Source organism: Flexivirga meconopsidis (genome assembly GCF_026162425.1).
Lineage (GTDB): Bacteria > Actinomycetota > Actinomycetes > Actinomycetales > Dermatophilaceae > Flexivirga > Flexivirga meconopsidis.
In genome coordinates, this window is sequence record NZ_JAOBQJ010000001.1 from 213,357 (window position 1) to 224,958 (window position 11,602).

General features: G+C 68.5%; 13 protein-coding genes. 7 read left to right on the forward strand and 6 right to left on the reverse strand.

Features of this window, described 5'->3' with window-relative positions; translation table 11 throughout:
* The first annotated feature begins 11 nt into the window (after positions 1-11).
* A complete protein-coding gene (locus tag N2M23_RS01055) occupies positions 12-452 on the forward strand; it encodes an OsmC family peroxiredoxin (RefSeq protein ID WP_265442648.1) in 441 nt (146 codons plus the stop codon).
* Positions 453-694: 242 nt separating this feature from the next.
* On the opposite strand, the gene N2M23_RS01060 is transcribed toward N2M23_RS01055, so the two are convergent.
* The 4 genes from N2M23_RS01060 to N2M23_RS01075 all read right to left on the reverse strand — a co-directional run bounded on the left by N2M23_RS01060 (position 695) and on the right by N2M23_RS01075 (position 5,216).
* The gene (locus N2M23_RS01060) at positions 695-1,726 is read right to left on the reverse strand and encodes a GH25 family lysozyme (protein WP_265442650.1); all 1,032 of its coding nucleotides are present in this window, start codon (positions 1,724-1,726) and stop codon (positions 695-697) included.
* A 152-nt stretch (positions 1,727-1,878) separates the two neighbouring features.
* Positions 1,879-3,024 carry an alpha/beta hydrolase-fold protein gene (locus N2M23_RS01065; RefSeq protein WP_265442652.1) on the reverse strand — a complete coding sequence of 382 codons (1,146 nt, stop codon included), beginning with the start codon at positions 3,022-3,024 and terminating at the stop codon, positions 1,879-1,881.
* Positions 3,017-3,994, reverse strand: coding sequence for a Type 1 glutamine amidotransferase-like domain-containing protein (locus N2M23_RS01070; RefSeq protein ID WP_265442653.1), 978 nt, complete (start codon positions 3,992-3,994; stop codon positions 3,017-3,019). The genes N2M23_RS01065 and N2M23_RS01070 overlap by 8 nt, the downstream gene beginning before the upstream one ends.
* 7 nt (positions 3,995-4,001) lie before the next feature.
* A complete protein-coding gene (locus N2M23_RS01075) occupies positions 4,002-5,216 on the reverse strand; it encodes an ATP-grasp domain-containing protein (protein WP_265442655.1) in 1,215 nt (404 codons plus the stop codon).
* 77 nt (positions 5,217-5,293) lie between these two features.
* On the opposite strand from N2M23_RS01075, the gene dinB reads away from it, so the two are divergent.
* Positions 5,294-6,505, forward strand: coding sequence for a DNA polymerase IV (gene dinB, locus N2M23_RS01080; RefSeq protein ID WP_265442657.1), 1,212 nt, complete (start codon positions 5,294-5,296; stop codon positions 6,503-6,505).
* A gap of 58 nt (positions 6,506-6,563) precedes the next feature.
* On the opposite strand, the gene N2M23_RS01085 is transcribed toward dinB, so the two are convergent.
* Positions 6,564-7,322, reverse strand: a complete 759-nt coding sequence (locus N2M23_RS01085; RefSeq protein ID WP_265442658.1) for a hypothetical protein — start codon at positions 7,320-7,322, stop codon at positions 6,564-6,566.
* Positions 7,323-7,475: 153 nt separating this feature from the next.
* On the opposite strand from N2M23_RS01085, the gene N2M23_RS01090 reads away from it, so the two are divergent.
* The 3 genes from N2M23_RS01090 (at position 7,476) to N2M23_RS01100 (ending at position 9,649) form a co-directional block, all read left to right on the forward strand.
* Entirely contained in the window at positions 7,476-7,994 is a 519-nt protein-coding gene (locus N2M23_RS01090) for a peptidylprolyl isomerase (RefSeq protein WP_265442660.1), read from the forward strand.
* A gap of 16 nt (positions 7,995-8,010) precedes the next feature.
* On the forward strand, positions 8,011-8,895 hold the full coding sequence (locus tag N2M23_RS01095) for a rhomboid family intramembrane serine protease (protein ID WP_265442662.1): 885 nt from the start codon (positions 8,011-8,013) through the stop codon (positions 8,893-8,895).
* A gap of 205 nt (positions 8,896-9,100) precedes the next feature.
* Positions 9,101-9,649, forward strand: coding sequence for a hypothetical protein (locus N2M23_RS01100; protein ID WP_265442663.1), 549 nt, complete (start codon positions 9,101-9,103; stop codon positions 9,647-9,649).
* A 22-nt stretch (positions 9,650-9,671) separates the two neighbouring features.
* On the opposite strand, the gene N2M23_RS20855 is transcribed toward N2M23_RS01100, so the two are convergent.
* Positions 9,672-10,175 (reverse strand): cell division protein CrgA, encoded by a 504-nt coding sequence (locus N2M23_RS20855; protein ID WP_341870571.1) that lies wholly within the window; start codon positions 10,173-10,175, stop codon positions 9,672-9,674.
* 71 nt (positions 10,176-10,246) lie between these two features.
* On the opposite strand from N2M23_RS20855, the gene N2M23_RS01110 reads away from it, so the two are divergent.
* Together N2M23_RS01110 and N2M23_RS01115 are read left to right on the forward strand one after the other, a co-directional pair.
* Entirely contained in the window at positions 10,247-10,975 is a 729-nt protein-coding gene (locus N2M23_RS01110; protein WP_265442664.1) for a DUF881 domain-containing protein, read from the forward strand.
* On the forward strand, positions 10,972-11,598 hold the full coding sequence (locus N2M23_RS01115) for an aminodeoxychorismate/anthranilate synthase component II (RefSeq protein WP_265442665.1): 627 nt from the start codon (positions 10,972-10,974) through the stop codon (positions 11,596-11,598). Before N2M23_RS01110 ends, N2M23_RS01115 begins: the two co-directional genes overlap by 4 nt.
* Positions 11,599-11,602: the final 4 nt, after the last annotated feature.

Here is an 11,602-nt window from a genome sequence, read left to right on the forward strand (position 1 = left end):
AGGAGATTCGCATGCCCACACGCACCGCACGCACCGACTGGACCGGCGGCCTGGAGGACGGATCAGGCAAGGTCGAGCTGAGCAGCTCCAAGCTGGCGACATTTGAGGTGTCCTTCCCCAAGCGCGCCGCCGAGGATGCGGGTGGCACGACCAGCCCCGAGGAGCTGATCGCGGCGGCGCACAGCGCCTGCTACGCGATGCAGCTGTCGGCGCTGATCGCCGAGGCCGGCGGCACCCCGCAGGCGCTCGATGTGCAGGCCGACGTCTCGCTCGGCCCGGACCCGGCCGCCGGCTTTCGGCTCACCGGCATCACCTTGAAGGTGCGCGCGGAGGTCGACGGACTGGATGCCGACGGCTTTGCCAAGGCGGCCGCCGACGCGAAGGCCGGCTGCCCGGTCAGCAAGGCGCTGACCGGGGTCGAGATCACCCTCGACGCCGCGCTCGAGCGCTGAGCGCTCCCGACACCCCGCGAAACTCACCGATAAGGCGGACGACGCGCCGTGATAGCGGCCAATCGCGGCGCGCCACGTACCTTTTCGGTGAGTATCGCCGGGTTTTCCTCTTCGGTGAGTCTCGGCAGGTCCGGCGGATCCCGACGCGCTGAACGGTGACGCGCTGAACGGTGAGCTGGTGCACCAGGAGGGCCCCGGATCGGGGGATAGCCCGTGACCCTCCCGGTGGGCTCGAGATTCGCCTAGGTGTTGTTGGCGAAGTTCTTCAACGCGGCGAGCGTGCCGTTGAACTTGTCCTTGTCCAGCGGCGAGCTGGTGTACTGCCACATCGTCCAGCGGCTCCACGACGCCGGCAGCTCATCTGGCGTGGTCGCGCCGTTGTAGCGGGCGATCCACAGTGGTGTGCCGCCGAAGGCCGTGCTGTTGCCGGTGCAGTCCTTCCACCAGCTGGTCGTCGTGTAGATGACCGGCGCCCGGCCGGTGCGGGTCTTGTACTGCGCGACGAAGTCCTTGATCCAGGCCACCATCGCGGCGTCGGTCTTGCCATAGCAGCCGGCCTCCAGGTCGAGCGCCCCGGGCAGCGTGTAGCCGTCGGCCTTCCAGCCGCCGCCATGGGCGATGAAGTAGTCGGCCTGGGCCTTGCCGGACGCGCCGCCCGGATTGGCGAAGTGGTACGCGCCGCGAATGATCCCCTTGTTCCGCGCGCCCGCGTAGTTGGTGGCGAACTTCGGGTCGATGTAGCTGCTGCCCTCGGTCGCCTTCACGTAGGCCCAGCGCACGCCCGCGGAGTACTGCGCACCCCAGTCGACGGTGCCCTGGTAGTGGCTGACGTCGATGCCGGCCACGCTGCCGGTCGCCGCGCCGATCCGGTGGGAAGCGTTCTGGTTCTTGAGGGTGGCGTTGAGGTCGGCCTTCGCGCCGGCCGCGATCGTCTGGGATGCTCCGCCATACCCGGAGTTGAAGAAGACCGTGACCGCCTTGCCGGTGCGGTTCCACACCGAGGCGGCGTTGTTCTTCACGCACAGCCCCTGGCCGGCGCCCGCACCCTTGAAGTCGTAGCAGCTCGGCTGGGTGGCGCCGTAGTCGGAGATCGAGGTGGTGAAGTCCGAGATCGACCCGCCCTGGCCGGAGTTGTAGTAGTAGCAGAACTCCCCGGCGTCGCAGCCGCCGTCGCGTGCCGCCGCCTGTGCCTGCGGCACGGCGACCGCCCCGATGCCGGCTGCCAGCAGCGGCGCCGTGAGCAGGGCGGTCAGCGTCGGTCGCGATGTACCCATCTGCGGTCAGCTCCTTGATGTTGTATGACGGGGGCCGCGCTTCCTCCCGCGGGCGCCACAAACCCTGGCCGCACCCGCTGCGATCTCGCTGCGATGCGGCTGCGACCTCCTCGGACCGCCGTCGTCGAGTGACCTCGCCGAGCGCAACTGGCCTATTCGTAGACGTACTTCTGCGGACCGGGGTAGATCCAGGACAGACCGTCCCGGAGCCGGTCGCGCCAGTCCTCCCAGGAGTGGCCGTCGCGGGCCTCGACATAGCGCACCTGCATGCCGGCGCCCTCGAAGACCGGGATCATCGACCGGTTGGGCACGATCAGCGGTTCGTAGATGCCGCACGACACGAACAGCCGGTCGGCGACCTTGCGTGGCGCCGCGCGGTAACGGTTCATGAAGCGCACGACCGGGTCGAAGACCTCACCCCCGCCGTGCTCGTTGCCGATGTCGGTGAAGACGAACGACCCGGACTGCAGCAGCAGCGAGCCGAAGACGTCCGGATAGCGGTATGCCGTGGTCAGGCTCGCCACCGCGCCGAACGACGCACCCATCAGACATCGTCCGGACGGCTTTGACAGCAGGGGAAATTCGGACTCCAGGCGCGGGACCAGCTCCTTGGCGACGAACCGGGCGTGCTGGGCCGAGTTGGCATACTCGCGGTTGCGATCGCCGGGACTGGTGAAGACCACGATCGCTTCGGCCACGTCGAGACGATGGATGAGGTTGTCCAGCACCGGCTTCATCGACGCGTAGCCCAGGTAGTCGTCACCGTCGTGCACGATCAGCAACGGGTAGCTGTGCGTGTCGCGGAACCGCGCGGGAAGGTAGACGCGACAGACGTTTTCGCGGCGCAGGGCGCGTGACTGCACGGCCAGGTCGATGATCTCACCCGGCCGCGCCTCCGGGTCGGGGAAACTCCAGTCGGGCTCGACGTAGCCGCTTGCCTGGCACACCGACGAGGAACCCACCGGGCTATTGGCGACCCGGGGGTTGAGCGGGTCGTTGCCCTGCTCGTAGTGCTCGCCCCGGCGTACCTCCAGCTGATACTCGACGCGCGAGCCGGCCGGCAGCTCGAGGATGACGTACCAGAGCGAGGTGTCGCCCATGCGGCGCATCGGCACCTGCTGCGGCTGGCCGACGATGCGGTGGCGCACCCAGACCTCGTCGGCCGCGCCGCGGAAGAGGAAGGTGCACTTCTCACCCTCGACGATCGGCACATCGTGCCGCTCCAGGAAACGGTCGATGGCGTTCTCGTCCAACGGCTTTCGAGCGCGAAGCCGGTGGATGGCCAATTGCCTAGCCATTGATGCCGCCTTGGTTCTCTCCATGACCCAGGGAGGCGGCCGAACCGGCCGGGCCGATCACCGTCGTGCCCGCCTCCAACCGGCCACCGGCATCCACCGTGACTCGGGTGCCGGGGTCGAGCGGCACGCACCATGCCGGTGCGAACCGGCGGGTCATCGTCGCCATTCGCGGCAGGTCGTGCATGTGTAGGCGTTGGTGAGCGGACGGGAAGACCACCGTCTCGCGCAGCAGGCCGAGGCCGTCGTCGTAGATCTCCGGAGACCGAGGCCCGCGAGAAGCGTTGTCATTGAAGAGAACAACGCGTTCGGTCAGTGCCATCGCGCCGGCCGACCAGGCGATGATCGGCAGCCGGTCCAGCCCGGCGGGCACCACGTTGAACAGGTGCTGCGAGTCGAGCAGCTCCGCGACGTGCCCTCCGGCGATCACCACCGCTTGCGCCTGCCCGAGGATCTGGGCCACCTCCGCCCGATGGCCGGCGATGAGGTCGCGCTCGTGCGGACGCACGGCGGCGTAGAACTCCGCGTGCACCTCGCGCACCCGCTCCAGGTGGCGTCGGTCCAGCGACCGCAGCACCTCCTCCGCATCGCGAATCGCCAAGTCCCGCACCCGATCCGACGCCTCGTCCTGCGCCCGTAGGTCATCCAGCGCCGCGACGGTGTGACCCACACCGAGCAGGTAGAGCTCCTGCATCTCGTCGATCACCGCACGCCGGTGGCGCCAGGCCGCGGCGAACTCCGGATCGCGATCGAGCACGTCCTGGCGTCGCTGCCACAGCCGCAGGTTCACCGCTGCTCCACCCAGGTGCTGGGTCAGCTCGTCGTCGGCGGACTCGCGCTCCTGCCAGCCCGCCGTGATCGTCGCGAAGGGGCCGTCCAGCCCCAGCGTGGCGACCACTTTGTCGAGCCCTGGACGACGTTGCGGACCGAGCAGCACCATCGACGGGCTGTCAGCATCGACAGTGAGATTCACGCGATCCTCACTCGGCGCGCACCTGGACCGTCCGTCCGACGTCATCGAGCATCTCGCGCAGCACGTCGTAGTCGGGATGCTTCATCCGGATCCACGCGTTTGCCATGTAACCGGCCTCGATCGGCTGGGTGTCCGCGCCCACTGGCAGGTGGGAGTCGAGCACCCACTCGCCATAGCGCTGCTGGATCTCGTCGATGCCGTCGATCGCTACGATGCGCCCGTCGCGGTCGGGGCGCAGCGCGACGATGCCGGCGGCATACGCCCGGGAGGGCACGTGCCAGACGTGCCGGTGCACGATCGCATCCGCCCAGGCCCGGTAGATGTCGAGATCGTTGCCGGCGGCATAGAGGTCCCAGCAGCCGACACCGGGCGGCCGGGCCCCAATCTCACTGAACCGCAGGCCTTTCGGGCTGACGAAATACTCCATGTGGGTCGCCGAGGTGTGGATGCCGAGCACCTCGTTGACCCGCTCGCCCATCTCCCGCAGCTCCGCGTAGAACGGTGCCTCGTCCACCCGATTCGTCGAGATGTACTGCGGGCTGATCCAGCGGGTGCGCATCGCCTCGAGCACGCCCGGGTAGTAGTGCGACGCGAAGTCGAGGGCGATGTGGCCGTCGACGCTGAGCGTGTCGTAGAAGCCCTCGTGCCCTTCGACGAACTCCTCGATCGCGATCGAGTCAACGCCACCGAAAGACTCTGCGGCTGCTCGCAATTGGTCGTAGGAGTCGACGCGGACGGTGCCGGACGCCCCGGCGCCGTCGCGGGGTTTGAGGATCACCGGGTAGCCGTGCTCGTCGACGAAGTCGCGCAGGTCGTCCAGGTTGTGCGCGGCCGCCGAGGCGGCCGTCGGCACCCCGGCCGCGCGCAGCGCATCCTTCATGGCCGGCTTGTCCCGGCACAGCCACGTGGTGTGCACCGAGGTGCCGGGGATGTCGAGCTCTTCCCGGACCACCGCCGCGGGCAGCATGTGCGACTCGATCGTCGCCTCCATGCCGTCGATCCAGGCGAGCGAGGCGAAATGCTGCACCGCGGTGCGCAGCTGGTCGACGTCGGTCACCGAACCGACCTGGTAGTAGTGCGAGATCCAGGACTGCAGCTCCTCGTCCAGCCACTCCCAGGGCGTCTCCCCGACGGCGAAGACCGTGGCGCCGACCTGGCTGAGCGCCCGCACGAACTCGCGCTGGTTGCGCGGGAAGTTGGGCTCGACGAAGACGACGTTCATGGGTCGCCAGGCTAACGGCGTACCACCGGGTAACTCCCCTCGAACGGGCAGAATTCGCCCGCCGGATATGCGAACATATGTTCGTGGCAGAGGGCAGCTTCCTGCACGCGGATCTCGACTCGTTCTTCGCCAGCGTGGCGCAGCGCGACGACCCGAGCCTGCGCGGGAAGCCGGTCGTGGTCGGCGGCGGCATCGTGCTCGCCGCCAGCTACGAGGCCAAGGCCCATGGCGTGCGCACCGCCATCTCCACCCGGGTTGCCCGTCGGCTGTGCCCGGACCTGATCGAAGTCCCGCCCACCTTCACCGCGTATGTCGATGCCAGTCACGCCGTGTTCGAGGTCTTCAGGGACATCACCCCGCTGGTGGAAGGCATCTCGATCGACGAGGCGTTCCTCGACGTCGGAGGCCTGCGCCGCACCGGTCGCACCCCGAGTCAGATCGGGGCCGAGTTGCGACGCCGGGTCAAGGTCGAGGTGGGGCTGCCGATCTCGGTCGGCATCGCGGCCAGCAAGTTCCTGGCCAAGATCGCGAGCGCCGCGAGCAAACCCGACGGGCTGCTGAGTGTGCCCGTGGGGTCCGAGCTCGACTTCCTGCACCCGCTGCCGGTCGAGGCACTCTGGGGAGTCGGCAAGGTCACCGCGGGCAAGCTGCACGAGCGGGGCATCGGCACGGTCGGCCAGCTCGCCCGGCTGGACCGCGAGACGCTCGTCTCGATCGTCGGACCGGGAGGCCGCCACCTGCACGAGGTGTCCAACGCCCGCGATCCGCGGCGGGTCGAGGTCGGCCGTCGACGCAGGTCCATCGGGTCCCAGCGGGCGATCGGCCGCGGTCGACATACCGCCGAAGAGCTGGACGCGACCTTGATCAGCCTGGTCGACCGGGTGACCCGCAGACTTCGCGCCGGTGAGCGGGTCGGGCGCACCTTCACGCTGCGGCTGCGCTTCGAGGACATGACCCGGGCGACCCGGTCGCGCACCGTGCGCCGCTCCGGGGCCGGCACCGACGCGTGGCTGGCAACCGGCCGCGAGCTGCTGGCCGAAGCACGGCCGTTGATCGCCGACCGTGGGCTGACCCTGCTCGGCATCAGCATCAGCGGGCTCGACGAGAGCGACACCGAGCAGCTGGAGCTGCCGTTCGACACCCGCGAACCGTCCCAGCTGGACGGCGCCCTGGACGCGGTGCGCGACAAATTCGGCAGCTCCTCGATCACCCGCGGGGTGCTGGTCGGGCGCGACCCCGGCTTCGAGGCGCCGCTCCTGCCGGACACACCGAAGGGACGTGCCCGGTGAGCACGTCCCTTCCGTGTGTTGTTCGGGCCCGTGCTTGTCGGGTCCGTTGTTTCGCCGGTCAGTCGCGCGCGGCGTGCCGCCCGCGGGGCTGGTCCTTGCCGGCCGGCCGGCTGCCGCCGGCGATGGTCCCCTCGACCTTGGTCTCGACCTTGCCGACCAGGTCGGACGAATCGTCGGTGGCCTTGGTGATGTCGACCTGCTCGACCTCGACCAACTGCTCGGGAACGGCCTCACCGCCGGGTCCGACCGGGCTGGCGCCGCCCTTCTTGCCCGACACGATCAGCGCGACGGCGCCTGCGCCGGCGAGCAGCCCGAGCGCGATCAGCAGCCCGCCCTTCTTCTTTTTCTTCTTCTTGACCGCGGGCGCCACGGTCTCGACGGTGTCGCGGGCCTGCGCCGGCAATGCGGCATACGCCTGCTGACCGGTGGCCGAGGCGGACTGGATCGCCTGCTGGATGCGCGGCATCCACTCCTCGGAGAAGAGGCTGTGCGCCTGCTCGCGGGTCAGGCCCGCGTCCTGCACCCGGGCCAGGTGCGGGGCAGCCGCCTGCTGGGCCTTCTTGTTCGCCTTCTTGAGCTGCCGGTTGGCCTGCTTGTTGACCTTCTTGGCCCGCTTGCCGAGGTCCTTGGTGTGCGGAGCTGCCGCGTCCGCGGCCGAGCCCTTGGCGTCGTCGAGCTTTTCGGCGAGGTCGTCGACCACGGGGCCGACCTTCTCCTTGACGGTGCCGGCGACGTCCTCGACCGCGTCGGAAGCGGCCGACAGCAGGTCGGAAGCCTTGTCCTTGACCGCGTCGGAACGCGAGGTCCTGCGAAGCACTGGTGCCCTCCTTGGAAATGAAGCCTTGGTATGGCGCTTCGGCTCATCCTGCCAGGCCAGGCCGCCGGTCCGCAGCCGGGCGGGCGCTTGAAGTTGGAACCGAGCACCAGGCTCGCGCGCCGCTCTCGCCATACGAAATGCGAGACTTGACGCATGATCGCAACGCTGCAGACCAATCATGGCGACATCAAGCTGAACCTCTTCCCCAACGAGGCGCCGAAGACCGTCGACAACTTCGTCGGCCTCGCGGAGGGCACCAAGGACTACCGCGACGACGCCGGACGCACCAGCCCGACACCGTTCTACGACGGCCTGACCTTCCACCGCATCATTCCCGGCTTCATGATCCAGGGCGGTTGCCCGCAGGGCATCGGCATCGGCGGCCCGGGTTACGAGTTCGACGACGAGATCTCGCCGGACAAGAACTTCTCCGCGCCGTACATGCTCGCGATGGCCAACGCCGGCAAGCGTGGCGGCAAGGGCACCAACGGCTCGCAGTTCTTCATCACCGTCGGCCCGACCACCTGGCTGCAAGGCAAGCACACCATCTTCGGTGAGGTCGCCGACCAGGCCAGCCGTGACGTGGTCGACCAGATCGCGGCGGTCCAGACCGGTGCGCAGGACAAGCCGGTCGAGCCCGTCGTGATCGAGAAGGTCACCGTCGAGAAGTGATCGGATCGACCTCGGTATGACGCAGGAACCCGACGTGAACGACCCGGCGACCCAGGCGCCGACCTGCCCACGTCACCCGGACCGGGTGGCGATGGTGTCGTGCCAACGGTGCGGCCGGCCGGCCTGCGCCGAGTGCCAGCGGCCCGCCGCCGTCGGCATCCAGTGCGTCGACTGCGTCAATCAAGCCAGGCGCGAAACCCCGCGCCAGGTCTCCGTTTTCGGCGGAGGCCTGGCGCAGGGGCGGCCGGTCGTCACGATCGCTCTGATCGCGATCTGTGCGGTCGTCTGGGTTGCGCAGCGGCTCGACCCGACGGTGACCGACAACCTGCTCTATGCGCCGATCCTCTCGGAGGAAGACCCCTGGCGCTTCCTGACGGCGGCGTTCGTGCACTCGCCCTACTCGCCGTTCCACCTGCTGTTCAACATGTATGCGCTCTGGATCTGCGGGCAGTACCTCGAGCCGCTGCTCGGTCGCGCCCGGTTCCTCGCGATCTACCTGATCTCGGCGATCGGTGGCTCGGTCGGCTACGAACTGCTCGCCTCAACACCGAGCTCGGTGTCGGATCAGGTGACCGGCTGGAACACCCCGACCGTCGGCGCCTCCGGTGCGGTCTTCGGACTGTTCCTCGCCGTGGTCGTGCTCAACCGGCGGATGGGCCGGGAGATCGGCCCGATGGTCACGCTGATCGTGATCAATGCCGTCATCGGCTTCGTGGTGCCCAATGTCGCCTGGCAGGCGCACCTCGGTGGCGCGATCACCGGTGCCGTCTGCGCCGGCGCGATCGCTCTGCTCGGCCGGGAGCGCCGGCAGTGGCAGTGGGCCGCGCTCGCCGCGATCGTGGTGCTGCTCGCCGTGCTGGCCGCAGTCCGGTTCGAGTCGGTGCACCTGCCGACCGGCTGAGCCTGCCGTTCCCGCCGCACAGCCGGGCACAACTGATCGAAGTTACATCGATGTGGTTATCCACCTCTTGTGGATAACCCTGTGGACAGTGACGTTCGCGCGGCTCCCGTCATACGAACGAAGATGCGAAGTCACACGGATGTAGTTATCCACCATTGTGGATAACCCTGTGGACAGCGCTGCTTGACGGGCGGAAGATTGCCGCATGAGTCAGCTGTCAGGCAGGGAGCCCGGCCCGCCGGACGGCGCGCTGTCTCGCCGGACACTCGCGCGTGGCGCCGCGTGGTCCGTGCCGGTGATGGTGATCGGGGTGCCGGCGCTCGCGGCTACGGCATCCGCGCAGGACGTGTCGGTCAGCGGGGCATGCCGTGACGGTGTGCTCGGCCCCACGATCACGTTCCGGGTGTGCGCGGTGAACGCCGCGATGCTGGCCGGTTCGACCTTCACTCTGACAGCTACCCGGAACGCCTTCGACACCGCAGGACCGGCGATCTCCGGCACATTCGCTGCCAACAGCTCTGCCACGGTCAGCTCCGGGAGGCAGATCAGCTACACCACAACGAGAGATCTGGGCGCCGGTTCCTGCTGGTCGCTCAGTCTGAGCTTCAACGGTGTGTCGATCTTCAACAGCACGACCACCTTCACCCTCGGCCTCGGGTCCAGCGTCGGCAACACCAACACCGTCACCACCAACGACTCCGCCACCGCCGGCGTGCGGCCGGTCGTGTTCGGAGTCGGAGTCGTGTGCGCCTGAGCGTCCGCAGGCGGTTTGCGGGCTACCGCCAGCGGGTGGTCATCGCGAAGCCGACCAGGATGAGACCGAAGCCGATCGCCATGTTGCCCAGGCCGATCCCGGGGATCGGGTACTTCTCGGACGACAGGTAGTAGGTCACCAGCCAGAAGAGGCCGACGATCATCAGGCCGCACATGGTTGGCACCCACCAGCTGGGGTTCGGGCCGTCGGCGATGCCTGCCGCTCGACGGTCGGCGCGGGCCTGCTTGGCCTCCGCCTTGGCCTCGGCCTTCTTCTGCTTGGCCTGCGCGGCGAGGTCCTTGGCGTCCTGGTTGTCGCGGGCCGCTTCGGCGTCCTGCGCATCGGCCTTCTCGGTTGCTGCCTTCTTGACCTTGGCCTGCTTGGCGTCCGCCTCCTCCTGCGCTGCGCCCGCCTTGTTGGCCGCCGCCTTGGCCGGGGCGTCGTCCGCGGCTTCGGCCTCGACGAGTTCGCGCTCGGTCGCGGCGCCGTCCTGGTCGTCGGTCGACGGCTTGTCGGACTCACTCACGGCGCTGCTCCCTGCGATCGGTCTGGATGACAGAATTGCGGTACAGCGTAATTCAGGGAAGGTGCGGGCAGGTGCGCAGACCACGCAGCCGGTGGGCCTATGCCGTGCCGGTCGTCGCGATCGCTGCCGGTGGCATGTTCGGCATCAGCGCCAGCACGTCCCAGGGCTCCGACCTGCGACCTGGCACCCGCGACCTGGTGCAGGTCGTCCAGGCGGGCAACCGTCGCGTTGCCGACCAGGCGGCCGGTGTGAAAAGCCTGCAGGGCGAGGTCGACTCGCTGTCCAAGAAGGACGCTCCCGGGTCGAGCAAGCTCGCCACCACCCAGCAAAGGGCTGACCGGTATGCCACGGCTGCCGGGCTGACCAGTGTCACCGGCCGGGTGGTGAGCGTGGCGCTCAACGACTCCAAGCGCGACCCGTCGACCCTGCCCGACGGCGCCAACCTCGACTGGCTCGTGGTGCACCAGCAGGACGTGCAAGCGGTCGTCAATGCGCTTTGGGCGGGCGGCGCCACGGCGATGATGCTGATGGACCAGCGGGTGATCAGCACCTCGGCGGTCCGCTGCGTCGGCAACACCCTGCTGTTGCAGGGACGGGTCTACTCGCCGCCGTTCGTAATCCGAGCCATGGGAGACCCGGCCAAACTCCGCAAGGCGCTCACCGACGACCCCGCCGTGGCCAATTACCGCGACTACGTCGACGCGGTCGGGTTGGGGTATGACGTCAAGACCGAGAGCAAGGCGACCTTCCCGGCATACGTCGGCGGCACCGATCTCAAGTACGCGAAAGTTAAGCAATGACAAGAATTCTGGTCGTCGACAACTACGACAGTTTCGTCTTCACGATCGTCGGATACCTGCAGCAGCTCGGCGCTGAGACCACTGTCGTGCGCAACGACGCCATCACGCCCGCCGATGGCGCGGAGTATGACGGTGTGCTGATCTCCCCGGGCCCGGGCACGCCTGAGGAGGCAGGCGTCTCGACCGCGATGATCCGAGCGTGCGCCGACCGCGCGCAGCCGATGTTCGGGGTGTGTCTCGGTCACCAGGCCCTCGGTGTCGTCTTCGGCGCCACCGTCGATCGCGCCCCGGAGTTGTTGCACGGCAAGACCTCACAGATCGTGCACGACGACGCCGGCGTGCTGGAGGGACTGCCGAGTCCGTTCACCGCGACTCGCTATCACTCGCTCGCGATCGAAAACGGCACTGTGCCGGGCGAATTGGAGGTCACCGCGCGCACCGACAGCGACGTCATCATGGCGGTGCGGCATCGTGAGTTGCCGCTGCACGGAGTGCAGTTCCACCCCGAGTCGGTGCTCACCGAAGGCGGCCACCGGATGCTCGCCAACTGGCTTGCGATGTGCGGCATGCCGGACGCCGTCGACAAGTCGGTCGGTCTGGCGCCCTTGGTGCACACGGCCTGACCGG